Below are 25,400 nucleotides of genomic sequence, written 5' to 3' on the forward strand. Positions count from 1 at the left end.
ACCCTGTGCCAGCTCGGAAATCCTCTTTCAAATCAAAGAGTTAGGGTGATTTTGAGGTGCCGGATCCGGCGCAAGGGCGTTGCAAGCCCTCAAAACCCCGCTTTTTGTCGCCAAAGCCCGACAGGTGCAGGAGTCTGACCGGAAAATCCCAGATAAATCAATGACTTAGGGGTGTCGCTGGTCAGCGACCCGACTCGCCGGGCTGCGACACGCCCTCGGCCTTGAAGTGGCCGGGGGTCAGCTCGTGCTTTTGCAGCAGCCGGTAGAACTCCGTGCGGTTCCGGTCCGCGAGGCGGGCGGCGTCGGCCACGTTGCCGTCGGTCAGCTTGAGCAGGCCGACCAGGTATTCGCGCTCGAAACGCTGCTTGGCTTCGGCGTAGGTGAGCACCTCCACACTCGGGACCCGAAGCGCACGCTGCACCAGTGCGAGCGGGATCAGCGGCGAGCTCGACAGCGCGCACACCTGTTCGACCACATTGAAGAGCTGCCGCACGTTGCCGGGCCACGAAGCCGTGGTCAGCGCCTTGAGCGCTTCGGGCGCGAAGCCGGAAAGGCGCTTGCCGTACTTGGTCGACAGGCGCTGCAGGAAGTGGTTGGCCAGAAGCGGAATGTCCTCGCGCCGCGCGGACAGCGGCGGAAGGCTGAGCGTCACGACGTTGAGACGGTAGTACAGATCCTCGCGGAACTGCCCCGCTTCCATCGCGGCGTCGAGGTCGCGGTGCGTGGCGGAGATGATCCGCACGTCCACCGCGATCGACTGGCTCGACCCCACCGGCCGCACCGCGCGCTCCTGCAGCACGCGCAGCAGCTTGACCTGCAAGGCCGGCGGCATGTCGCCGATCTCGTCGAGCAGCAGCGTGCCGCCGTCGGCCTGCTGGAACAGGCCCTTGTGGTTCGCCACCGCGTCGGTGAACGCGCCCTTCACATGGCCGAACAGCTCGGATTCGAGCAGCGCCTCCGGAATGGCGCCGCAGTTCACGGCCACGAAGGGCTTCCCGGCCCGGGCGCTAGCGCGGTGGATGGCGCGCGCCAGCAGTTCCTTGCCCGCGCCGCTGTCGCCGCGCAGCAGCACGCTGGCGTCGGACTTCGCGACCATGCGCGCCTCGGCGAGCAGCTCGGCCATGCGGTTGCTGCGGCTCACGATCTCGGCGCGCCAGCTCTCGTCGCCGCCCTTGCCGGAGGCTTCGGTCGGCGCGGCGAGCGCGAGCGCCTGCGCGATCTTGTCGAGCAGCTCGCGGCCTTCGTAGGGCTTGGTCAGATACGAGAAGACGCCGCGCGAGGTGGCTTCCACCGCATCCGGGATGGTGCCGTGCGCGGTCAGCAGGATCACGGGCAGGGTCGGGTGCCGCTTGCGGATTTCGTCGAACAGCGCGAGCCCGTCGCGGCCGGGCAACCGGACGTCGCTCAGCACGAGCTGGGGGTGCTCGATCTCCAGTTGGGTGAGCGCGGACTCGGCCGATGTGACGGCCGTGACCTGGTAGCCCGCGGCGGTCAGGCGCATCGACAGGAGCCGGAGCATGTCCGGGTCGTCGTCGACGACCAGGAGGCGAGCGCCGCGCGATCCCTCGCCGATCCCTGTGGCGGAGAGTGGCGGGGCGGAATGCGGAGCCGAGCTGTTCACGGTGCGGGTTTCGGATGATTCGCCGGCGCGGCCGGCTGCGGGCTGTTGGGACGCGCGAAGCTGCGTTCGATGGCTCGCAGCGCTTCGATCCGGTCGTTGAGCTGATCGATGCGCCGTTGCGCATCGCGCAACTGCTGGGCCTGCTTGTCTCGATCCTCCTCGACCCGCCGTTGTTCCGCAATGCGCGCCGCCAGCGTGCGCGCGAGCGGTTGCAGCGGCTGGGCTTCCGCCGACGGGTTCGTGGCCACCTTCTGCAGCAGGCTCTGCGCGCGCGCGAGGTCGGCCGGGTTGCGCGTCTGCGCGAGCACCAGCGAGGTCTGCATCTGCGTCGTCGGCGTGTCGGCGAGTTCGCCGAGGCGGTTGAGCTCGTTGCCGAGCTCGGGCGGGCCGAGCGGCCGGATCCTGTCGGCATAGGCCAGCATGGCGCCGAGCGGGCCCTGCGTGAGCTGCGAGAAGATGCCGCCGGGCTGGGTGGCCGGGGCGATCGGTTCCGCCTCCACGGGCGTGATCGGCGGCGGCGGGGGCGGCAGCACCGGAACGACGGCAGGCTCCGGCGGCGGCTTGCGCGGCGGCGCCCCGCAGCCGGCCAGCAGCACCGGCATGACGAAGGTCATGACGATGGCGGACCTGCGGAAGATCGAAGAAGGCATGGATCGCAAAGGGAGTCGTGGGCGGCGGGCTTCAGGCGGTACGCGGCAGCTCGATGCGGAAGCGCGCGCCCGGCCCATCCGGCAGCAGCGAGATGCGGCCGCCATGGGCTGCAATGTACTCCTGCACGATCGACAGGCCGATACCCGTGCCCTTCACCGAATGCTGGGGCTGCCGCTCGCCGCGGTAGAAAGGTTCGAAGATGCGGTCGCGGTCGCCCTCGGCGATGCCCGGGCCCGCGTCGCTGATCTCGATGGCCGCCGTGTCGGCCGTGCCCGTGACGGTCATGGTGATGTTGCCGCCGCGGGCCGAAAAGCGGATCGCGTTCGAGAGCAGGTTGGCGATCGCGGTGCCGAGCTTCACGCGATCGACCACCACCGAGATCGGTTCGCCCTCGGCGCGCACCGTGAGCCCCTGGGCCTGCCATTGCAGGCGCTGGGATTCGATCTGCTCCTCGATCAGCGGCAACAGCGCGGTGCGCTCGCGGCGCAGTTCGCGCGCTTCGAAGGCGGCGGCATTGAAGCGCAGCAGGGCCTCGATCTGCCCCTGCAGCGCGATGGTGTTCTGCTGCAGGATCTGCGCCACTTCGCGCTGCGCGGGGTTCAGTGCGCCGGTCACGCCGTCTTCCAGCAGGGAAACGCCTTCGCGCAGCGCGGCGAGCGGGGTCTTGAGTTCATGCGACACGTGTCGCAGGAAACGTGCCTTGTCGGCGTCGAGTTCGGTGAGCCGCAGGCGCAGCCATTCGAGCTGCTGCGAAACACGGCGCACGTCCGAGGGGCCATGGATGTCGATCGGCTCGTCGAGACGGTTTTCGCCCAGGCCGACGATCGCGCGCTGCAGCCGCTTGAAGGGCCGCGCGAGCCACACGCCGAAAGCCAGCGCGAGCGAGACCGCCAGCGCGCTCGCCGCCACCACCAGCCGCATCAGCCGGGTGCGCGCGGTCTCGATGCGCTCGGCCAAGGCCTTGTTCTGCGTCTCGATGAGGAACTGCGCCTGCTGGGCGATGTTGGTGTTGAGCGCGTCGAGGTCGCGGAACTGCATCGCCATCGAGCTTTCGCGCGCCAGCGCCGTCTCTGGTGCGCCGCTCATCAGGCCCTGGATCACCTCCAGCTGCTCGCGCCACTTTTCGGGGCCGTCGGCGCCCAGGCCGTTGGCGGTGAGGCGGTCCAGCACCTGCCTGGCATCGCGGGTGGCGTCGTCGAAGCGGCGGCGCAGCACCGCGTCGTTGAGCACCAGCGACTGGCGCCCCGCGCGCTCCATGGCGGCGGTCCGCTCGGCCAGCGACTGCGCGGAACCCGAGAGCGTGAGCGCGCGCGCCGCCGCGTCGCGGCTCTCTGTCATGAGCAGGTCGTACTGGAACACGGCGCGCAGCGCCACACCCACGAGCAGGGCGGTGATGAGGAGGAACGCGAAAAGCAGCAGTTGCTGGAACGAGCCGCGCGCGGACATCCTGGTTTTCACTGCGCCTCGGGCCAGGAATCCCGCGGAACCGGCTTTGCCGGGCCGCTGGGATTGCCCCCGGTGAGGGGGGTGGAGGCTACACGAAGTGAGCAAGCCTGGGGGTGAGCGTCAAGTTCGCCGCGCAAGGTGTAGGCGAGCGACTTCGTGATGCGAAGGTCGATCATCTGGCCGACCAGCCGCGCGTCGCCCTCGAAGTTGACGACGCGGTTGCACTCGGTGCGGCCCATCAGCTCGCGCGCGTTCTTGCGCGATGCGCCTTCGACCAGCACGCGCTGCACGGTGCCGACGCGGGCCGCGCCGAAGCGCTTGACGTTGCCGTCGATCACCGCCTGGAGCTGCTGCAGCCGCGCGAGCTTGACCGAATGCGGCGTGTCGTCGTGCAGCGCGGCGGCGGGCGTGCCGGGGCGGGGGCTGAAGATGAAGCTGAAGCTGGCGTCGAATTCGAGGTCGTCGATGAGCTTCATCATCTTGGCGAAGTCCTCGTCGGTCTCGCCGGGGAAGCCGACGATGAAGTCGCTGCTGAGCGCGAGCTGGGGGCGGATGGCGCGCAGCTTGCGCACCGTGCTCTTGTATTCCATCGCGGTGTAGCCGCGCTTCATCGCCATCAGGATGCGGTCGCTGCCGTGCTGCACCGGCAGGTGCAGGTGGCTCACCAGTTGCGGCACGCGGGCGTAGGTCTCGATCAGCCGCGCGGTGAATTCGTTGGGGTGGCTCGTCGTGTAGCGGATGCGCTCGATGCCGGGGATCTCGGCGACGTATTCGATCAGCGTGGCGAAATCGGCGATCTCGGCGGTGTCGCCCATGGTGCCGCGGTAGGCGTTCACGTTCTGGCCGAGCAGCGTGACTTCGCGCACGCCCTGGTCGGCGAGGCCCGCGATTTCGACCAGCACGTCATCCAGCGGCCGGTTCACTTCCTCGCCGCGCGTGTAGGGCACCACGCAGTAGCTGCAGTACTTGGAGCAGCCTTCCATGATCGACACGAAGGCAGTGGCGCCCTCGACGCGCGCGGGCGGCAGGTGGTCGAACTTCTCGATCTCCGGGAAGCTGATGTCCACCTGCGGGCGGCCTTCGCGCTCGCGCTGGCTCAGCATCTCGGGCAGGCGGTGCAGCGTCTGCGGGCCGAACACCACGTCCACGTAGGGCGCGCGGGCGATGATGGCGTCGCCCTCCTGGCTCGCGACGCAGCCGCCGACGCCGATCTTCACGCCCTTGGCCTTGAGATGCTTGATCCGGCCGAGGTCGGAGAACACCTTCTCCTGCGCCTTCTCGCGCACCGAGCAGGTGTTGAAGAGGATGAGGTCGGCCTCTTCCACGTTCGCGGTGGGCTCGTAGCCTTGGGCGGCGTGCAGCACGTCGGCCATCTTGTCCGAGTCGTACTCGTTCATCTGGCAGCCGAAGGTCTTGATGAAAACTTTGCGGGTCATGGGACTCTCCCGGGAAATGCGGGGTAATGGCTTCAGCGCAGCGCCTTCGCGGGACACTGCGGAACCGGCTCCGCCAGGCCGCTGGTGCCGCCCCCGGCAGGGGGTTGGCGGCTACACGAAGCGAGCAAGCCTGGGGGCGAGCTTGTCTACTGGCCGTACTTGGGCAGTTGGTCGAACGGGGTCTTGCCGTCGTCGCGGGGGCTGCTGTCGGAGGCCACGAAGGGCCAGAAGTTCAGCAGCGGCTTCTCGGCGGATGCTCGCTTGGTGGCGGCTTCCTCGGGCGTGAGGATCCAGACTTCGCGCACCAGTCCGGCCGCGTCGCGGGTGTAGTTCACCAGCAGGTTCTGGCCGGTGATGGAGGCGGGCATCACGAGCATCCGGTTGGCGCTCATGATGCGCGCGCCGGGCGACAGTTGCTCGGTATTGCCGTCGAGCTGGATCTGGGGATAGTTCACCACCATGAACTGCCCGCGCAGCGTGCCGGCGGGGAAGTTGCGGCCGCCGTTGGCGGCCTCGTTCTGGGTGTTGGGGATCTGCGCGGTCTGCGCCGCCGCGGGGGAGGAGAGGAGCGCGGCTGGCACGAGCAGGGCGCCCAGGGCGGCCCGCCGGGCGGAATCGAGGAGCTTCTTGCAGCGGTTCATGGGGTTCATCCAGAGGCTGGGGATGGGCGATTTTAGCGGCCGGCCCCCAGTCGCGAGGCCCGCTGAGTTGCTCTTGTACCCGCACGCTTTACTTATCTTTACGGAAGGCGGGGGCGCTTTGCGCCGCACGCTGCTCCAATAGCTGCCGCCGGAAAACTCCTGCTTGTCGCTTGCCTAGTGCGACTCCCATTCCGGCGCACAGCGCTTCGATCCATGATGGATGCCCCATGAAGAAAAATCTCGTACTCACCCTGACCGGGGTGCTGGTGGTGGCCGCCGCGGGCGGCTGGTGGTGGTCCGGCGCCCCATCGCGCCATGCTGCGGAGACCGCCTCTGCCACCCCGGGCGGCAAGGCGGCCAACGGTGCCGGTGGCGGCGCGCCGGCGCTCGTGACCCTTGCGGTCGCCAGGAAGCAAAGCGTGCCGGTCACGGTGCAGGTCAATGGCAGCGTGGTGTCGCTCAACAGCGTCGATCTGCGGCCGCAGGTGACCAACACGGTCCGGCAGGTGCACGTCAAGGAAGGCCAGTTCGTCAAGGCCGGCCAGTTGCTCTTCACGCTCGACGACCGGCCCGACCAGGCCAACCTCGCCAAGGCCAGGGCGCAGCAGCAGAAGGACGAGGCGGTGCTGGCCGACCTGGAGCGGCAGTACAAGCGCAACCTGGAACTCGTGGCGCAGAACTTCATCGCCAGGAGCGCGGTCGATGCCACCCTGGCGCAGCTCGACGCGCAACGTGCCGCGGTGGCCGCCGACCGTGCGGCAGTGCAAGCGGCCGACGTGGCGCTGGGCTATGCCACGCTGCGCGCCCCCATCGCCGGACGCATCGGCGCGGTCAACATCTACCCCGGCACGCTGGTCCAGCCGACGCTGTCGCTGGTCACGATCACGCAGCTCGACCCGATCGCGGTGAGCTTCCCGGTGCCTGAAGGCAAGCTGCAGGACCTGCTGGCCGCCGCCCGTTCGCACACGCCGGTCGAGGCGGTAATTCCCGGCCGCAAGGAGACGCTCAAGGGCCAGCTCAACTTCGTCGACAACACGGTCGATCCGCAGATCGGCACGGTGCGTGCGAAGGCGGTGTTCGACAACGCCGACCAGAGCCTCTGGCCCGGCCAGTTCGTCGAGACGCGCGTCACGGTGCGCACCATCGACGACGCGACCGTGGTGCCCGCCTCGGCGCTGATGATGCTGACCGAAGGGTCGTCGGTGTACGTGATCGACGCCGAGAAGAAGGCGGCGCGGCGCAAGGTGGACGCGGTCTACACCTTCGGCACGCAGGTCGTGGTGCGCGGCGTGCAGCCGGGCGAGCAGGTGGTCATCGAAGGCAAGCAGAACGTCCGTCCGGGCAGCAAGGTGCGCGTCGAGGCGAACGGCGGGCCGCAGCGCAGCGACGAGCAGGCGCCCGGACCGGGCAGCGCCGCATCGGTCGCGCCGACCAACGCCAGCCTGGTCGCGGAACGGGAGCGGACATGAACATCTCCGAGCTGTGCATCCGTCGTCCGGCGATGACGGTGCTGCTCTCTGCCGCGGTGGTGGTCATCGGCATCTTCGCGTACTTCCAGATCCCGGTCGCAGCGCTGCCGAGCTACAACACGCCGATCATCAACGTCAGTGCGCAACTGCCGGGCGCGAGTCCGGAGACGATGGCGTCGTCGGTCGCGCTGCCGCTCGAAAAGCAGTTCTCCACCATTCCCGGTCTGCAGACGATCAGCTCGGTCAACACGCAGGGCACGACCTCGGTCACGCTCGAGTTCGTGAGCTCGCGCGACATCGACGCCGCCGCGGTCGACGTGCAGGCGGCGCTGTTGCGGGCGCAGCGGCAATTGCCGCAGGAACTCACCCAGTTGCCGTCGTACCGCAAGGTGAACCCGGCGGATGCGCCGGTGCTGTTCATCGCCATGACCTCGGAGTCGATGACGCCGTCCGAGCTCAACGACTACGCCGAGAACTTCGTCTCGCCCACGCTCTCGACCATCGACGGCGTGGCGCAGGTGGTGGTCTACGGGCAGAAGCGCTTCGCGGTGCGTATCAAGGCCGATGCCGACCTGCTCAACGCGCGCAACATCACGCTCGACGAGCTCGCCAATGCGGTGCGGCTCGCGAACGCCAACACGCCGGTGGGCGTGCTCGACGGGCCGCGCCAGACGCTGACCATCCAGGCGAACGAGCAGATGCTCAAGGCGGCCGATTTCGCCAAGGTCATCGTCGGCCAGCGCAACGGCGCCCCGGTGCGGCTCGACGAGGTCGCGACCATCGAGGACAGCTTCGAGTCGGTCAAGACCGGCAGCGCCTACAACGGCAAGAACTCGATCTCGCTGGCGGTGCAGCGCCAGCCCAATGCGAACACGGTGCAGGTGGTCGACGCGGTGCGCGCGCTGATGCCGCGCTTCCGCGAAGAGCTGCCGCAGTCGATCGAGATCAGCGTGCTCAACGACCGCTCGCTCTCGATCCGCGAGGCGGTGCATGACGTGCAGCTCACGCTGCTGGGCACCATCCTGCTGGTGGTGCTGGTGATCTTCCTGTTCCTGCACCGGCTGGTTGCAACGCTGATCCCGGCGCTCACGATCCCGATCTCGCTGATCGGCGCGGTCGCGCTGCTCTACGCCTTCGGCTACAGCCTCGACAACGTGTCGCTGCTCGGCATCACGCTGGCGGTGGGCCTGGTGGTGGACGACGCCATCGTGGTGCTCGAGAACATCATGCGCTACGTCGAGAAGGGCATGGAGCCCTTCGCCGCGGCGCTGCGCGGCGCGCGCGAAGTGGGCTTCACCATCATCTCGATCTCGATCTCGCTGGTGGCGGTGTTCATTCCGATCTTCTTCATGCCGGGCGTGATCGGGCTCTTGTTCCATGAATTCGCGGTCGTCGTCGGCCTCGCGGTGATGGTCTCGGCGGTGGTCTCGCTCACGCTGGTGCCGATGCTCGCGAGCCGGCTGCTCAGGCACGTGCCGCGCAAGGGCGGCGTGCTGGACCACGAGGAAGAGCACCCCGAGCCCGGCACCGCGATCGGCCGGGCCTTCGAGCGCGGCTACCGCTGGGTGCATTCCGGCTACATGCGCACCCTCGACTGGACGCTGCGGCATCGCCCGGTGATGCTGCTCCTCGCCGCGTCGACCTTCGCGCTCACGGCGTGGATGTTCGTCACCATCCCCAAGGGCTTCTTCCCCGAGGAGGACATCGGCCAGATCCAGGTCACGACCGAGGCGGCCGAGGACATCTCCTTCCCGGCGATGAAGGCGCTGCAGGACCGTGTGGCCGAGGCCATCATGGCCGACCCGAACGTGGACTACGTCAACTCGTTCATCGGCGTCGGCGGCCCGACCGCGACGCAGAACTCGGGACGGCTGTTCGTCGTCCTCAGGCCGCGCAGCGAACGCCTGCGCATGCCGCAGGTGCTCGAATCGCTGCGCAAGCGCTTCCGCGAGATCCCGGGCATCGCGGTCTACATGCAGCCGATCCAGAACCTGCGGCTCGGCGGGCGGCAGAGCAAGGCGCGCTTCCAGTACACGCTGCAGAGCGTCAGCGCCGGCACCATGAACCTGTGGTCCGAGAAGCTGATGGAGCGCATGCGCGCCGACCCGGTCTTCCGCGACGTCACCAGCGACTCGCAGAACCGCGGCCTGCAGGCCACGCTGGAGATCGACCGCGACAAGGCCGGCGTGCTCGGCATCGCGGTGGGCGACCTGCGCACCGCGCTCTACAACGCCTACGGCGACCGTCAGATCGGCAGCATCTACGGCGCCAGCAACACCTACCAGGTGATCCTCTCGGCGGCCGACAGCGACCGGCAGTTCGAGGAAGACATGTCGCGCCTGTCGGTGCGCAACAAGGCGGGCCAGCTCGTGCCGCTGTCGGCCTTCTCGACGGTCAAGCGCACCGTGGGACCGACCTCGATCAACCACCAGGGCCAGCTGCAGGCGGTTACGGTGTCGTTCAACCTCGCGCCGGACGTGCCGCTGGGCGACGCCACCGCGAAGATCGACCGCTTCAAGGAAGAGCTCAAGATGCCGCCCGCGATCATCACAAGCTACGGCGGCGATGCGGCGGTGTTCCAGAGCTCGCAATCGAGCCAGGCGGTGCTGCTGGTGCTCGCGGTGCTGGTGATCTACGTGCTGCTGGGCGTGCTGTACGAGAGCTACATCCACCCGATCACCATCCTGGCCGGCCTGCCGTCGGCGACGGTCGGCGCGCTGCTTTCGCTCAAGCTCTTCGGCTTCGACCTGACGCTGATCGCGACCATCGGCATCCTGCTCCTGATCGGCATCGTCAAGAAGAACGCGATCATGATGATCGACTTCGCGCTCGAGGCCCAGCGCACCCAGGGCATGAAGCCGGTGGAAGCGATCCGCGAGGCGTGCCGGCTGCGTTTCCGCCCGATCATGATGACCACGCTGGCCGCGATGATGGGCGCCTTGCCGCTGGCGCTCGGCCTCGGCGCCGGCGCCGAGCTGCGCCAGCCGCTGGGCGTCGCGGTGGTGGGCGGGCTGATCTTCTCGCAGGTGATCACGCTCTACATCACGCCCGCGATCTACCTGGCGCTCGACCGCTACAGCGGCAGCGGGCCGCTGCAGGATCTGCCCGGCGAACCCATCCAGCCGCCGCACGCCGCCGGCGCTCACGGCTGAACCGGGGCGCGACGCGGTCGCCTTCAGGCGACCGCGTCGCGTGCCAGCGCGAGCTTGCCGGGGAGCGTTCCGGACGGCCCGCTCGATGCGCTGGCGGCCGGGGCATTCAGGCTCGGCGGCGTCTCGCGACGCGCCACGCGCAGCACCCAGTCCGACGCGATCGCCATGAAGGTCTCCTGCGAGGCGAGCGACGTCAGGCTGTGATCCAGCGAAGGGTCGAACATGTATTCGATCTGCTCGACGAAGGGCTCGTTGGCGAACGGGCCCAGGTGGTCCCGGTTCCTGTCGACGACGTGCATCGTGCCGCTGTAGAGCAGCAGCATCGCCACGTTGCGCGCCACCGCCTGCGTCATCGAGCGGTGGAAGATCGCGGCCGTGACCTCGGGCGGATCGGGCTCGAAGATATCCGGCGCGATCGCCGCGGCCGCCTTGGCGGAGACCAGGCGGTGCACCCAGCGCGTGGTCTTGCCGATCATCGCGGCGTTGGACAACGCGGCGAGCGCCCGGCGGAAGTTGCGCTCCAGGAGCGAGCGGCGTCCGAGGAACGAATAGCCGTCGAACATCAGCACGCCGACCACGCGCGAATCGGCGACCGCCAGCGACAGGCCGTTGGAAGAACCCGAGCACAGCCCGATCACCACGAAGCGGCGCACGCCGAGCATGGCGCCCATGAGGTTCATCGCGTCCTGCATGTCCTGCACCGCCTGTGCGCGGTAGTGCTCTCCGCTGCTGGCAGCGCGGCTGTCGCCGAGGCCGGCGAGATCGATGCGGATGGTGCTGATGCCGTGCGAAGCGAGGCGCCGCGCCAGCTTCACGTTGATGCGGCGCGGGCCGATCCGGTGGGTGGCGCCCATGTTGAGCAGCAGGCAGGCGACCGGTTCCAGCGAGCCGTCGCTCGGCGTCGTGACGATGCCGACGAGCGAGCCGTCGGGGCCGAACTGGACGGGAGTTTCCTTGGAATCAGTCATGCGCTTCTGCCATGAGACGTTGCAGCGCTTCGGTCGGGACCATGGCGTTGTTGGGTTGCGGATCGGAGGTCCAGATCAGCGGATGCTGGAACGACGAGATCGTGACAGGCATGCGGCGCTCGGCTTCCGCGCGCGCCCATTGCTGCGCGGCCCGGTCCTCGGGGTCCGCCAGCACGGTGGTCTGGTGCAGGGCGGTGAGCTGCAGCGCCTTCGGCGCCAGCGAACGCAGTTGCTGCCGCAGCACCGGCGAGACCGCGAAGCCGAGCAGTTCGTTGGTGAAGGCGTCGCCGTCCTTCAGGCTGCGCCGCCACGCCGGATCGGGCACGCAGAAGGAGCGTTCGAGCGCATCGACGTGGCTTTCGCGCAGGGTGTCGAGATAGCGCGCGCCGTCGACGATCGGGTCCCACAGGATGAGGCGGGCCGGGTCGCAATGGCCGCTCTTGGCCGCGAGCACCGCCACCGACGCCCCCAGCCGGGCGCCGAGCCACAGGATGCGGCGCGGGCCGACCCGCCGGCGCAGCTCCTCGTGCGCGGTGCACACATCGCGCCGCCAGCCTTCGAGCTCGCCGTCGAGGTCGTCGCCGGGCGAATCGCCGGTGCCGTGGTAGTCGAAGCGCAGCACTGCGACGCCGCTCCTCGCGAGCCGATCGGAAAGCACGCGGAACAGCCGGTGCGCGCGGATCGCCTCCTGACCCACCGGCATGCAGACCAGCAGCGCGAGCTTGCCCTCGCGCTCGGGTGCATGGAACAGCCCGAAGAGCTGCCGGGACGGTGGACCGAAGAGCATGGGGGTCATGCGCAAAACTCGCTTTCGTGGGTCGGGCGGCTCGCCCTCGTGCCGGCGCGGAGCCGCCGGGCGATGGCACAGACTACACCTTCGCCACCGTCGAAGGTCGAGACCGACAGGTCGGCAGTATCGCCGCACACCGGAATGCGGACCTCGCGGTCACGCTCGTCCACGCCGGCTTCGAAGCTGCGCGTGTCGACCCCGAGGCCGAGTCCGATCGCCTTCAGGCAGGCTTCCTTGCGCGTCCAGCAGGCGAGGAAGGCGCGCTCGCGCCGTGCGGGAGGCAGGGCCGCGAGCGCCCGCTGCTCCGCCTCGGTGAAGTAGGAGGCGGCCATCGCGTCCGCGTCCGGCATCGAACGCAGGACCTCGACGTCGACGCCGATCTCGGCACCGGCCGTGCCGATCGCGATCAGCGCGACCGACTTGCTGTGGCTCAGGTTGAACTGCAGGCCCGCGGGACGGATCAGCGACGGCTTGCCCGCCTCGCCTTGCACGAATTCGAGCTCGGAGGCGGCAATGCCCGTGTGCGACGAAAGAAGCTGCCGCAGCGCGACGTGTGCCGCGACGAAGCGCTCGCGATCGCGGGCAAACACGAATCGCCCTGCGCGTTCCCGCTCGGCCTGCGACAGGCAGCCGGTGTCCGCCGGCGGCGTGTCGAGATCGACCCGCCATAGGAGGGCGGGCCCTGGCCGGGGGATGGGCGTGATCGACAAGTGCCCTTCCTTCAGCCTTTGCGGCCCCAGCCGGAGAACACGCGCCCCAGCAGTCCGCGCTTGGGCTCCTTGCCGGCGGCCAGTTCCGCCGGATCGATGGCGGTGCCCGCCGCGGCGGACGACAGCTGCGCCAGCGTCTCGAAGACATAGCGGCGCGGATCGACGCGGAAGCCCATCACCGACTCGGCCTGCTGGATCACCCGCATCGCCAGCAGCGAATCGCCGCCGAGGTCGAAGAAGGTCTCGTCCGGGCGCATGTCGTTGACGTCGATGCTGAGCGCGCTGGCCCAGATCTGCGCCAGGCGTGCCTGCTCGGGCTGCAGCAGTGGGCGCGCCGATTGCGGCGGCGCGGTCACCGGTTCGGACGCCGTTGCAGGCGCCGCTGCCAGGGCGGCCGGCGCCGATGCATCGGAGGAGGCCGACAGCCGCTGCAGGTAGGCCGCGCTTTCGGAGCCCTCCGGCGACAGGATGGTTTCGAGCGTCGCATCGGGCTGCTCGACCACGCGCTGCAGCAGCTCGATATAGCGCTCCTTGAAGGCGGCGCCGGTTTCGGGGCTGTAGATGTCGGCGTTGTAGACCACGGCGCCTTCGAGGATGGCGGACTTGTCCATCAGCCAGAGGCCGAGGTCGTCGGTCGCGCCGTGCTGCACCAGATGCACCTGCCGGTCGGCGAGGCCGCCCACGTCCTTCGCGCGCTCGCGCGCATCCTGGAACGAGAACAGCGCCTGGTAGAGACCCACGCCCTGCGCGCGCTCGGCGAACTCGGGCTCGCGCGCGAGGCGCTCGAAGGGGATCAGCTGGTGATCCATCACCGAGATGAGTTCCTGCTTGATGTAGCGCATGAACTCGCCGAAGCGCTGCGCGCCGTCGATCTGGAACGACAGCGGCAGCAGGTTGTTGAAGAAGCCCATCACCGGCTCGAGTTCCGGCGCCTCGCGCCCGCGCACCGGCGTCGCGATGACGATCGACGGCGTGTCGATGACCTTGCTCATCATCATCACGTAGACGCCGAGCGTCAGCATGTTGAGCGTCATCTCGTGGCGCTGGCCGAGCTGGCGCAGCTGCTCGGTGAGCTCGGGGTCGACGCTGACCCAGTGCGAGCCGCCGTGGCCGCTCATGCCCGCGCGGCGCGGCATGTCGGTGCGGGGCGCCCTGGCGGGCGGCGCCTTCGCGAAGCGCTCCTTCCAGTAGCGAAGCTGGACCAGCGCGGCCGGCGATTCGAGCCAGCGTGCGTACCAGTCGGCATAGTCGCCATGCGTCACGGCCAAGGGCGGCAGGCCGTGCGGCTCGCCGCGCACCAGCGCGCCGTAGATCGTCGACAGCTCCTGCTGCAGGATGTCGAAGGACCAGCCGTCCCAGATCAGGTGGTGCGGCACGAAGACGAACACGTGGTCGTCGGCCGCGAGCCGGAACAGCGTCGCGTGGAACAGTGGCGCCTCGTGGATCGGGATCGGGCGGTCCGCGAGTTCGCGCATCTTCTCGTCCAGCGCGGTGGCGCGCTCGCCTTCGGGCAGCGCGCTGAGGTCGACCACCGGCAGTTCGTAGGGCACGCTCGCGGCGATGAGCGCGGCCGGTTCGCCGCTCGCGGGGTCGATGCCGAAGGCGGTGCGCAGGGTCGGCTGCCGTTCGATGATGGTGCGCAGCGTGGCCTTGAACTTGTCGAGGTCCATCGGCCCGCCGAGCCGGTGCGCGGAAGGCGCGTTGTACGTCGAGCGGCCCGGGTACATCTCCTCGAGGAAGCGGACGCGCTCCTGCATCGGCGTCACCGGCGCGACGCGGCGGCCGGGCAGGGCCTTGACCGCTTCGCCGCGCGGCGCGCCGCTCCGGCTCAGCATGTCGATCGCCGACGCGAGCTTCTCCGCAGTGGGCGCTTCGAACAGCACGCGCAGCGGCACCGTGAGGTCGAACTCGCGGCTGAGCAGCGTCGCGAGCCGCGCCGCCAGCAGCGAATGGCCGCCGAGCGCGAAGAAGTCGTCGTGGATGCCGAGCCCCGGCAGGTTCAGCACGCGCTCCATGTGTTGGAGCACCGCCCTCTCGCGCTCGCTGCGCGGTGCGACGCGCTCGGCAGCGGCTTCGCGCACGGCCGTGGGCTTCGGCAGCGCCTTGCGGTCGACCTTCCCGTTCGGCAGGAAGGGGATCGCGTCCAGCGTCACGACGTGCTGCGGCAGCATGTACTGCGGCAGCCGATCGCGCAGGCGCCGGTCCAGTTCGTGCAGGTCGATGCTCGCGTTGGGCGACGGGCTCACGTAGGCGACGAGGCGCACGTCGCCCGGCTGGTCCTCGCGCGTGATCACCACGCTGTTGCCGACACCCGGCGCCTCGTTGCAGGCGGCTTCGATTTCGCCGAGCTCGATGCGATAGCCGCGCACCTTGACCTGGAAGTCGAAGCGGCCCATGTGTTCGAGCAGGCCGTCGTTGCCCCAGCGGCCGCGGTCGCCGGTGCGGTACAGGCGCGCACCGGCGGCGCCCCACGGATCGGCGACGAAGCGCTCGGCGGTGAGCTCGGGGCGGTCGAGGTAGCCCAGCGTCACGCCGTCGCCGCCGATCACGATCTCGCCCGGCACGCCGATCGGGCAGCGCTGGCCGTTGCTGTCGAGCACCCACACGCTGGTGTTGGCGATCGGCTTGCCGATCGAGACGCCGCGCTGGGCGACCCGCGCGGGCTCCACGCGCCAGAGGGTGGACCAGATGGTCGTCTCGGTCGGGCCGTACATGTTCCAGAGTTCGCGCGAGCGCTGCAGCAGCGACTGCGCGAGATCCGAAGGCAGCCCTTCGCCGCCGACCAGCGCCTTGAAGTCCGGCGAGCCCTGCCATTGCGCATCGAGCAGCAGCCGCCAGCCGCCGGGCGTGGCCTGCATCATCGTCGCGCCGCTCTGCTCGATCAGGGCACGCAGCGCATTGCCGTCCATCGTGGTGTCGCGCGGCACCAGGATCACTTCCGCGCCGACCGCGAGCGGCAGCATGAGCTCGAGCACCGCGATGTCGAAGGACAGCGTGGTCACGGCCGCCAGGCGGTCGTCGGCGCTGATGCCGGGCGCCTCGCGCATGCTCTGCAGGAAGTTCGCGACCGCGCCGTGCGGCACGCACACGCCCTTGGGCTTGCCGGTGGAGCCGGAGGTGTAGATCACGTAGGCCGCATCGCCGGCCTGTGCATCCTGCGCGCAAGGCGCGAGCGCGGTGGCGGGCTTGTCCTGCCAGTCGCTGTCGCGATCGAGCACGAGCACCCGCTGGGCCGCATCGGCGCACCAGTTCGCGGGCACCGCGGCGACGCTGGAGGCGGTGAGCAGCAGGCCGAGCTGCGCGTCCTCGGCGTAGTAGTCGAGGCGCGCCTGCGGGAAGGCCGGATCGAGCGGCACGTAGGCGGCGCCGGACTTCAGCACCGCCAGCAACGCGACCATCATGTCGGCGCCGCGGTCCAGGCACAGGCCGACGCGCTGGCCGCGGCCCATGCCGCGCTCGCGCAGCGCATGCGCGAGGCGGTTCGATTGTTCGTCGAGTTCCAGATAGCTCAGGCTGCGCGCGCCGTCGCGCAGCGCGGCGCGGTCGGGCGTCTTCGCGGCCTGGAGGGCGAAGCCGGCATGCATCAGCGGCTGGCCCGTGAGCACCGTCGCCCCCGGCTGAAGGGCGGTGATGGCCTTCGCTTCGGATTCATCGAGCACCTCGAGCTTGCCGACGGCCTGCGCCGAATCCGAGGCGACCGAGTGCAGCAGGCATTCGTACATCCCGAGCCAGCGCTTGACCGTGGCGTCGTCGTACAGGTCGGCGTTGTATTGCGCCTCGATCTGCATGCCCTTCGCGACCGGCGCGATGTTGATGAACAGCTCGAAGTTCTCGTAGCGGCGCGGGATCGAACTCTGCTGGGATTCGATCCCGGGGAAATTGCTCGTGACCAGCGCACCGCTGTCGAGATTGAACAGCACGTTCACCAGCGGCAGCCGGCTCGGATCGCGCGGCACCGGCAGCTTGCGCAGCAGCGCGCCGTAGGTCAGCGTCTGGTGCTCGAAGGCATCGAGCAGCGTCGCGCCCGACACCTTGGCGAAGGCGTCGAAGGACATCTGCGGCTCGACCGCGACGCGGATCGGCAGCGTGTTGACGCAGTGGCCCACCAGCGAAGGCATGTCGCTCGGCATCTGGCCGGCGGCGGCGATGCCGATCACGAGATCGTCCTGCGCGGTCAGCCGGTGCAGCGTGGCCGCGAAGGCGCTGAACATGGTTGCGAACAGGCTGGTGCCCGAAGCAGCGCCGACCTTGCGCAGCGAATCGATCAGGTCCTGGCCCAGCACATGGTCGACACGGCGCGAGGCGAAGGTGCGCACGGCGGGGCGTGGCCGGTCGAGCGGAAGCTCGAGCACCGGCAGGCTGCCGCCCGAGAAGCGCGAGAGCCAGTAGTCGATATGGCCCTGCATCTCGGGGCTTGCGGCCTCCTGCGTTTCCCAGGCCGCGTAGTCCGAGTACTGCGAGGGTGCTTCGAGCGCGGGGCCGGCGCCGATCTGCTCGGCATAGAGCAGGCCGAGGTCCTGGCTGATCACGCCCCACGACCAGCCGTCGCAGATCGCGTGATGCGCGGTCATCACCAGCACATGCTCGAGCTCGGAGAGCTTGTACAGCGCGGCCCGGAAGAGCGGGCCTTTCTCGAGATAGAAGGGGTCCAGCACCGCCGCGAGGCTCTCGTCCTCGAGCCGGCGCTGCTGCGCCGCGGGGTCGAGCTGGCGCAGGTCGTGTTCCGCCAGGTTGGCCGGCACGGCCTCGCCGATCAGCATCTGCGTGCCGTCCGGCGAGATGGTCGCGCGCAGCGATTCGTGCCGCGCCACCAGGCGGTCGAGCGCAGCGGCGAGCGCGCCTGCATCCAGCGCGCCCTTGAGCCGCATCCGCAGCGACTCGTTGTAGGCCAGCGAGGCTTCGGGACTCAGCCGATCGCCCAGCCAGACCTCTCGCTGCGCCTCCGTCGTCGGGACGATCCGCTCGATGAGGCCCGACGCGAAGGGATCGAAGTCGTCGGCGGGCGCGTTGTGGGCGGTGGTGAGGACGGCGGCGGTCATGCTTGGAACTTCGTGAATTTGCCTTGGGCGTTCGGATCGGGCACGAACCAGGCGGGCTGCCCATCCTTGTCGCGGCCGAGCCGGGCGTTGGGGACGGGCGGGTGCGATGCATCGAAGCCGGGCTGCACCACCGCGCGGCGCGGCAGCAGTTCGGCTTCCTGCATCTCGGCGATCGACTCCTTGAACGCGGACTTGATCGTCGCGATGTCCTCCTGCGAATGCGCGGTCGTCATGAAGCAGGGGAAGTTGTCGAGGATGTGCACGCCGCGGCTGCGCATCATCGCGAACAGCAGATCCTGCAGCGGATGGTCCTCGAGCCAGGTCACGCGCCACAGCGATGCGAAGTAGCGGATCTCCAGCGGAGCGCCGACCTCGCGGCAGAACGCGGTCAGCTCGTCGGCCATCGCCGCGGTGTGCAGGTTGAGCTGCGTCTGCAGCTTGTTGTTGTCCGCCTTGAGGTACTCCAGCGCGGCCTTCGAGGCGGCGAGCGCCAGCGGATGACGCACGAAGGTGCCGGCGAAGTAGGTCACGCCCACCGTGGGCACCGAGTCGTCGCCGTATTGCCACGCGCCGCCGTCCAGCGCGTCCATGTAGGCGCGCTTGCCGGCGATCACGCCGACCGGGAAACCGCCGCCGAGCACCTTGCCGTAGGTGGCGAGATCCGCGCGGACGCCGAAGATCGCCTGCGCGCCGCCGAGGTCGCTGCGGAAGCCCGTGATGACCTCGTCGAAGATCAGGCAGGTCTCCGACTTCTCGGTGATCGCGCGCACCTCGCGCAGGAACTCGCGCGGCTGGAAGTCGGGGCGGCGGCTCTGCACCGGCTCGACCAGCACCGCGGCCAGCTCGTCCGCGTTGGCGCGGATGAATTCCAGCGCCTCGGGCGTGCCGTAGTCGAGCACGCGCACTTCGCCGAACATGGTCTGCAGCACGCCCGGTGCAGCGGACATGCCCTTGGCATTGCGGCCCGCGCGCACCAGCACTTCGTCGAAGGTGCCGTGGTAGGAGCCGGTGAACAGCACCACGGTGTTGCGGCCGGTCACGGTGCGCGCGATGCGCAGCGCGGCCATCACGGCTTCGGAGCCGGTGTTGCACAGGGCCGCGCGGTCGAAGCCGGTGAGCTCGCACAGCAGCTTCGTCACCTCGGCGGCGAGCGGGTGCTGCGGGCCGATCTCGTAGCCGATGTCGAGCTGCTTGTGCACCGCCTCGTTGATGAAGTCGGGCGTCCAGCCGAAGAGGTTCATGCCGAAGCCGTTGAGCGTGTCGACGTACTCGTTGCCGTCGATGTCCCACACGCGCGAGCCCTTGGAGCGCTCGACGACGATCTGGTAGGTGATCTCCTTGGTCGCCGGGCGGAAGCCGTTGACCACGCGCGGGTCGGCCATGTGCGGACGGTTCTGCGAGGTGAATTCCTTGCTCTTCTTCGTGCGCTCCGTGTAGCGGCGCATGAAGGCGGCCAGGCGCGCCTTCTGGCGCTCGGTCGGCTCCTTGGCCTGCGTGTGGATGCGGGCGATGGCGCCGAAGGCCTTCTTGACGTCGTACTTGACCTCGGCGGGTGCCTCCGCATCGGTCGCCGCTGCGGCCTGCGCCGGCTGCGCGGCTGGTGGTGAATTGGACGCCGTGGCCGCGGCGGTGGCCGTGGGCGTGGGTTGCTCCACCACCGGTGCCGGCAGCACGGGGCTGGCCGGCATCGATGGTGCCGCCGACAGCAATGCGAGTTGCTGCTGCATCAATTGCATCTGTTGCGCGATGAGTTGCTGCACGAGGCTGCCGGTGCCGGCGGCCAGGGGCTGCATCACGGGCATCGCAGGCACGACCTGCTGCACGGGCGTGATCACCGGCGCGGCCTGGGGAGCCACGGTCGGCGCAACGGCGGCCACCGGTGCTGCCGGTGCTGCCGGTGCCGCGGGCTGCGCGGGCGCGGTGTCGGGCGGCAGAGTGGCGTCGAGGAACTCGGCGAGCGCGTCGAAGCTGCGATAGCTCTCCATCAGCTGCCGGAAGGTCAGATTGACCTTGAAGCTCTTCTTGACCTGCAGTGCGGCCTGCGTGAGCGTGAGCGAATCGAGCCCGATCTCCACGAAGGGGGCCGCGCCGTCGACGCCGCCCATGTCGACGCCGGACAGGTTCTCGAACAGCTCGCGCAGGCGCGTGACCAGGGATGCGCGGCGCGCGGGCGGTGCGGAAATGGCGGCGACAGTCATTGTCAACTCCGGAGGCGAATTGGAAAGAAGAGGGGCGGAGGGAGCGGCGGCGGCGATCACTGGCGCGGCCGTCGCGGCGGGGGCTGCGGGTGCCGCGGCGATGTCGATCCAGAAGCGCTTGCGCTCGAAGGGATAGGTCGGCAGAAGCACGCGGTGCTTGCGCGCGCGCGTGTCCAGGGCATTCAGGTCGAGCTCGACGCCGTGCGCCCAGAGGCGGCCGGCGGCAAGACGCCACGCGGCGCTCTCGCCCTGCGGCTGGTCGAGCAGCAGCGAGACGGCGGGCGCGGGCGTCGCCTTGGTCGCATGCTGGCGCACCAGCGTCGCCAGCGTGTTGCGCGGGCCGATCTCGATGAAGAGCGGATGCGCGAGCTGCGCCAGCACCTCGCGCACGGCGGGCGAGAAGCGCACGGTTTCGCGCAGGTGGCGTGCCCAGTAGTGCGGGTCGGTCGCCTCTTCGTCGGTAAGCAGGCGGCCGGTGAGCGTGGAGTAGATCGGAAGCCGGGGCGGCGAGAGCCTGGTCTCGCGCACCAGGGCTTCGAACGGTGCGACGGCCGGCTCCATCATCGCCGAGTGGAAGGCGTGCGAGGTCTGGAGCGCCTTGGCGACGATGCCCTTGGCTTCGAGCGCGGCGCGCAGCTGCTCGATCGCATCGCTCGGGCCGGCGGCCACGCAGACGGCCGGGCCGTTGTCGGCGGCCAGCGAGATGCCTTCGGGCAAGAGCGGCAGCAGGTCGGCGGCGGGCGTGCGCACCGAGAGCATCGTGCCCGCGGGCAGCGCCTGCATCAGCGCGCCGCGCCGTGCCACCAGGCGCGCGGCGTCCTCGAGGTGCATCACGCCGGCCAGCACCGCGGCGGCGAATTCGCCCACGCTGTGGCCGACCATCGCGGCGGGCTGGACCTTGAGCGCCATGAGCTGGCGTGCCAGCGAATATTCGAGCGCGAAGGTCGCGGGCTGCGTGACCGAGGTGGGCGCGAGCGCCGCAGCGTCGTCCGAGAACATGCGTTCGCGCAGGTCGAAGCCGAGCACGCCCTCGAAGGCGCGCAGGCATTCGTCGAAAGCGGCGCGGAAGACCGCGTCGTTCTCATACAGCGTGCGGCCCATGCCGGCGTATTGCGCACCCTGGCCGGGGAAGGCGAACACCGGCTGCGGCACCCAGGCGCTCTGCGAGGCGCCGGCGCGTGCGGGCGAATCGCTGCTCTGCAGCGCGGCGACGGCTTCGTCGACCGAGCCCGCCACCACAGAGGTGCGGTGCGCGAACGCCTTGCGGCCCACGCGCAGCGTGTGCGCGACATCGGCCAGCGGCACATCGCGATGCGTGTCGAGGTGGTCGGCCAGGCGCGTGGCGGCGGCGGCCAGCGCGGCGGGCGAGCGGGCCGAGAGCGTCAGCAGTTGCGGTCCGGTGGCCGGATCGGAGGGCGCGCGCAGCGGCGCTTCCTCGATCACCACGTGTGCATTGGTGCCGCCGACGCCGAAGCTGCTGACGCCCGCGCGGCGCGGCACCGCTTCGCGCGGCCACGGCAGGAGCCGGCTGTTGACGTAGAACGGCGTCGCGTCGAAGTCGATCGCGGGATTCGGCGACTCATAGTGCAGCGTGGCCGGGATCGCCTCGGTGTGCAGCGAGAGCGCGGCCTTGATGAGCCCCGCCGCGCCGGCGGCCGTGACCATGTGGCCGACGTTGCTCTTGAGCGATCCGATCGCGCAGAAGCCCCTGTCGGCGGTGTGCGGCGCGAAGGCGCGCGCCAGGCCTTCGACCTCGATCGGATCGCCCATCGGCGTCGCGGTGCCATGGGTTTCGATGTACGAGATGCTGCGCGCCTCGACGCCGGACGACGCGAGCGCGGCTTCGATCACCGCGGCCTGGCCGTCCACGCTGGGCGCGGTGAAGCTGGCCTTGGCGCCGCCGTCGTTGTTGACCGCCGCGCCGCGCAGCACCGCATAGATGGTGTCGCCGTCGGCGATCGCATCGGAGAGCCGCTTGAGCAGCACCACCGTGGCGCCGTCGCTGAATACGGTGCCCTTGGCCTTGGCGTCGAAGCTGCGCGTGTGGCCGTCGGGCGAGAGCATCGAGCCCTCGTTGTAGAGATAGCCGTTGCGCGGCGGGCAGTTCACCGACGCGCCGCCCGCGAGCGCCATGCGGCACTGGCCGGTGCGCAGCGCATGGAAGGCCTGCGCCACCGCGACCAGCGAGGTCGAGCATGCGGTGTGCACGCTGACGGCGGGGCCGGTGAGGCTGAGCTTGTTCGCGACGCGGGTGGTGATGTAGTCCTTCTCGTTGGCCAGCATCACCTGGAACTCGCCGAGCATCTCGACCAGGTCCGGGCGCGTCGACACGTGCCGCTGGAAGTAGGTCGGGTTGTACATGCCGCCGTAGACGCCGACCGGGCCCGGCGCCTGGTCGGGCACGTAGCCGCCGCGTTCCAGGCATTCCCAGCAGATCTCGAGGAACACGCGGTGCTGCGGGTCCATCAGCTCGGCTTCCTTCGGGTTGATGCCGAAGAAGGCGGCGTCGAACTGCTCGATGTCGTCGATGATGCCGCGCGCGCGCACGTAGAGCGGGTCCGCGCGCAGCGCGGCGCTCACGCCGGCATCGAGCGTCGCGTCGTCGAAGAAGCTGATCGATTCGCGGCCGGCGAGCAGGTTGTCCCAGAACTGCTCGACATCCGCCGCGCCCGGGAAGCGACCGGCCATCGCGACCAGCGCGACCGGTTCCAGCTCGGCGCCGATGCGCGCTGCGGGCCGGACGGCTTCGCGCTTCGGCACCACCGGTCCATCGGCCTGCAGGCTCGCGGCGAGTGCAGCGGGCGTGGGCTGGCGGAAGAAGAGGTTGGTCGAAAGACGGCGTTCGCTTGCGCGCTGCAGCTCCTTCATCACCTTCAGGACCAGGAGCGAATCGCCGCCGAGGTCGAAGAAGTTGTCGTTGCGGCCGACCTGGTCGATGCCGAGAGCGCGCGCGAAGGCCGCGCACACCATGCGTTCGGCGTCGCTGCGCGCTTCCTCGAAGGCCTGCGCCAGATCGGGCCGCTGGCGCGGCGGTTCGGGCAGCGCGCGGCGGTCGAGCTTGCCGTTGGTGGTCACCGGCAGTTGCGCGAGCCACACCTGCGCCGAAGGCAGCATCGCCTCGGGCAGATGGTCGGCCAGGTGATGGCGCAGCGTCGTCCACGGCACTTCGGCGCCGCGCGCGACGAGATAGGCGACGAGGCTCAACCGGCCCGAGGCATCCTTGCGCGCGATCACGGCGCAGGACTTGACGCCCGGATGCGTGAGCAGCGCCGCTTCGACTTCGCCGGTCTCGATGCGGTGGCCGCGGATCTTGACCTGGCCGTCCACGCGGCCGATGTATTCGATGCTGCCGTCCTGCAGCCAGCGCACCTGGTCGCCGGTGCGATAGAGGCGGTCGCCGGGGCCGCCGTACGGATCGGCGACAAAGCGCTCGGCGGTGAGGTCGGGGCGCTGCAGGTAGCCGCGCGCGAGGCCGCGTCCGCCGATGCAGAGCTCGCCCACGAGGCCCGCGGGCAGCATCGCCATCGTCGGGCTCAGCACGCGCAGCGTGGTGTCGTTGATCGGGCGGCCGATCGGCACCGAACGCGCATCGGCCGGCAGCTCGCGCGGAATGCGGTGCGTGGCCGAGAACGTGGTGCACTCGGTCGGGCCGTAGCCGTTGATCAGCGTGGTGTCGGGCAGCGCGGCCATCGCACGGCGGACATGCGACACCGACAGCGCCTCGCCGCCCGCGAGCAACTGGGTGAGGCCCTTGAGCTGCAGCGGATCGTCGTCGATCACCGCATTGAAAAGCGCGGCGGTGAGCCAGGCGGTGCGCACCGAATGGCGTTCGATGGTGCGCGCCAGCCCGGCGCCGGTCGGCACCTGTTCATCGTGGACCACGCAGATGCCGCCATTGAGCAGCGGCCCCCAGATCTCGAGCGTCGAGGCATCGAAGCCCAGCGGCGCCGCATGCAGCATCGCCTCGCCGGCCGGCAGGTCCACGTAGTGAGCGTCGACCACCAGACGCAGGATCGAGCGGTGGCAGATCTCGATGCCCTTGGGCGTGCCGGTCGAGCCCGAGGTGTACATCACGTAGGCGACCGACTCGCCGTCGGCTTCGGCGTGCGCGAAAGGCGGGAGCGCCGATTCGTCGGCAGCGCGCCCGTCGTCGATCGAGAGCACCGGTCGCTCGCTGGGAACGAGCTGCCGGTGCGCGGCCTGGGTGACGACGAGACCGACGTCGGCATGTGACAGCATGAACGCGATGCGCTCGGCGGGGAAATCGGGCTGCACCGGCACATAGGCCGCGCCCGCTTTCAGGATGCCGAGCAGGGTGATGACGGCGGCGCTCGAGCGATCGAGCATCACGCCCACCGCCTGGCCGGCGCGAACGCCGCGCGATTGCAGACGGCGCGCCATGACTTCGGCGCGGCGTGCCACTTCGTCGTAGGAGAGGGCGCCGTCTTCGCCCACCAGCGCGATGGCTGCGCCGCGCGCGGCGACCTGGCGCTCGAACATCGCATGGACGGTCAGCGCCTGGTCGTAGGGCGTGGGCGGGACGTTCCATGCGTCCGACTGGCGCTGGCGGTCGTCGGCGGTCAGTGTGCGGATGTCGCGCAGGGCGGCGCCCTGGCGGTCCAGGAGATCCGACGCGGTGTCGGCGATGGCGATCAAGAGCGTTGCCGCGACATCGGCATCGAGCAGGGCCGCGGGGCCGCGCAGGCTCAGCTCCGAGGTTTCGGCCGAGAAGCCGAGGCCAAACGCGTCGTCGGCTGCGTTCGGGGTGCTGCGCCGGACCCGATCGGTTTCCGCGAGCCAGTCGCTCGCGCTTCCATTCAGCGGGATCGCGGTGCCCAGCCACCGTGCCTGCAGCAGCGCCCAGGCGGCCGCGAACAGGGTGTCGGGAAGAAGCGCCGATCCGGACGCCTTGCGTCCCCACCTCGCCGCCAGCTCCGCCGGCACCTGGAGCTCATGGGTGACCGGCCCGGAGGCCGATGCGCCGCCCGTACGGGCCACGAAGAGATCCACCAGCGAAAGCGTCGCAGCCTCAAGGGGGGAACGGGATGCAGGTGGTTGTTCCATGGACTGATGACTCCGCTGTCGAGTGGGTGTGAAGCTTCTGGTAACCCCTGGTCTGTTTCAGGATCGGCGCGTGGTTTGGCAACACATGTATCCGTTATGAACAGTAATCACAAAGCGTTCACATTTCTCACCAGACCGATATTGCCCTCTCAAGATCCTTTGTGCCACCCGCCGAAAGCCATGCTGAGCAGCCTATGCCTTTTTGGGGGGCTGAA

Annotated in this window: 12 protein-coding genes; 2 read left to right on the forward strand and 10 right to left on the reverse strand. The window is 69.6% G+C overall.

Annotated features, from left to right (window positions below; translation table 11 throughout):
• Positions 1 to 181: 181 nt before the first annotated feature.
• The 5 genes from VAR608DRAFT_RS19690 to VAR608DRAFT_RS19710 all read right to left on the reverse strand — a co-directional run bounded on the left by VAR608DRAFT_RS19690 (position 182) and on the right by VAR608DRAFT_RS19710 (position 5,795).
• Entirely contained in the window at positions 182 to 1,573 is a 1,392-nt protein-coding gene (locus VAR608DRAFT_RS19690) for a sigma 54-interacting transcriptional regulator (protein ID WP_088958872.1), read from the reverse strand.
• 44 nt (positions 1,574 to 1,617) lie between these two features.
• On the reverse strand, positions 1,618 to 2,271 hold the full coding sequence (locus tag VAR608DRAFT_RS19695) for a hypothetical protein (protein WP_088955585.1): 654 nt from the start codon (positions 2,269 to 2,271) through the stop codon (positions 1,618 to 1,620).
• A 31-nt stretch (positions 2,272 to 2,302) separates the two neighbouring features.
• The gene (locus VAR608DRAFT_RS19700) at positions 2,303 to 3,718 is read right to left on the reverse strand and encodes a sensor histidine kinase (protein ID WP_088955586.1); all 1,416 of its coding nucleotides are present in this window, start codon (positions 3,716 to 3,718) and stop codon (positions 2,303 to 2,305) included.
• 8 nt (positions 3,719 to 3,726) lie between these two features.
• Entirely contained in the window at positions 3,727 to 5,154 is a 1,428-nt protein-coding gene (miaB, locus tag VAR608DRAFT_RS19705) for a tRNA (N6-isopentenyl adenosine(37)-C2)-methylthiotransferase MiaB (RefSeq protein ID WP_231972898.1), read from the reverse strand.
• Positions 5,155 to 5,300: 146 nt separating this feature from the next.
• Positions 5,301 to 5,795, reverse strand: a complete 495-nt coding sequence (locus VAR608DRAFT_RS19710) for a hypothetical protein (protein ID WP_088955587.1) — start codon at positions 5,793 to 5,795, stop codon at positions 5,301 to 5,303.
• A 227-nt stretch (positions 5,796 to 6,022) separates the two neighbouring features.
• On the opposite strand from VAR608DRAFT_RS19710, the gene VAR608DRAFT_RS19715 reads away from it, so the two are divergent.
• Together VAR608DRAFT_RS19715 and VAR608DRAFT_RS19720 are read left to right on the forward strand one after the other, a co-directional pair.
• Positions 6,023 to 7,264 (forward strand): efflux RND transporter periplasmic adaptor subunit, encoded by a 1,242-nt coding sequence (locus VAR608DRAFT_RS19715; RefSeq protein WP_088955588.1) that lies wholly within the window; start codon positions 6,023 to 6,025, stop codon positions 7,262 to 7,264.
• Positions 7,261 to 10,416 (forward strand): efflux RND transporter permease subunit, encoded by a 3,156-nt coding sequence (locus VAR608DRAFT_RS19720; protein ID WP_088955589.1) that lies wholly within the window; start codon positions 7,261 to 7,263, stop codon positions 10,414 to 10,416. Before VAR608DRAFT_RS19715 ends, VAR608DRAFT_RS19720 begins: the two co-directional genes overlap by 4 nt.
• Positions 10,417 to 10,439: 23 nt before the next feature.
• Here VAR608DRAFT_RS19720 and VAR608DRAFT_RS19725 read toward each other — a convergent pair whose 3' ends face one another.
• The 5 genes from VAR608DRAFT_RS19725 to VAR608DRAFT_RS19745 are packed head-to-tail and all read right to left on the reverse strand — an operon-like array spanning position 10,440 to position 25,185.
• Entirely contained in the window at positions 10,440 to 11,384 is a 945-nt protein-coding gene (locus VAR608DRAFT_RS19725; protein WP_088955590.1) for an alpha/beta fold hydrolase, read from the reverse strand.
• Positions 11,377 to 12,180, reverse strand: coding sequence for an alpha/beta fold hydrolase (locus tag VAR608DRAFT_RS19730; RefSeq protein ID WP_172843878.1), 804 nt, complete (start codon positions 12,178 to 12,180; stop codon positions 11,377 to 11,379). Before VAR608DRAFT_RS19730 ends, VAR608DRAFT_RS19725 begins: the two co-directional genes overlap by 8 nt.
• Positions 12,177 to 12,884, reverse strand: coding sequence for a 4'-phosphopantetheinyl transferase family protein (locus VAR608DRAFT_RS19735; protein WP_088955592.1), 708 nt, complete (start codon positions 12,882 to 12,884; stop codon positions 12,177 to 12,179). Before VAR608DRAFT_RS19735 ends, VAR608DRAFT_RS19730 begins: the two co-directional genes overlap by 4 nt.
• A gap of 11 nt (positions 12,885 to 12,895) precedes the next feature.
• Positions 12,896 to 17,923 carry a non-ribosomal peptide synthetase gene (locus tag VAR608DRAFT_RS19740; RefSeq protein ID WP_088955593.1) on the reverse strand — a complete coding sequence of 1,676 codons (5,028 nt, stop codon included), beginning with the start codon at positions 17,921 to 17,923 and terminating at the stop codon, positions 12,896 to 12,898.
• Positions 17,920 to 25,185, reverse strand: a complete 7,266-nt coding sequence (locus tag VAR608DRAFT_RS19745; protein ID WP_088955594.1) for a type I polyketide synthase — start codon at positions 25,183 to 25,185, stop codon at positions 17,920 to 17,922. The genes VAR608DRAFT_RS19740 and VAR608DRAFT_RS19745 overlap by 4 nt, the downstream gene beginning before the upstream one ends.
• Between the last annotated feature and the right edge of the window lie 215 nt (positions 25,186 to 25,400).

This window comes from Variovorax sp. HW608 (assembly GCF_900090195.1).
Taxonomy (GTDB): Bacteria; Pseudomonadota; Gammaproteobacteria; order Burkholderiales; family Burkholderiaceae_C; genus Variovorax.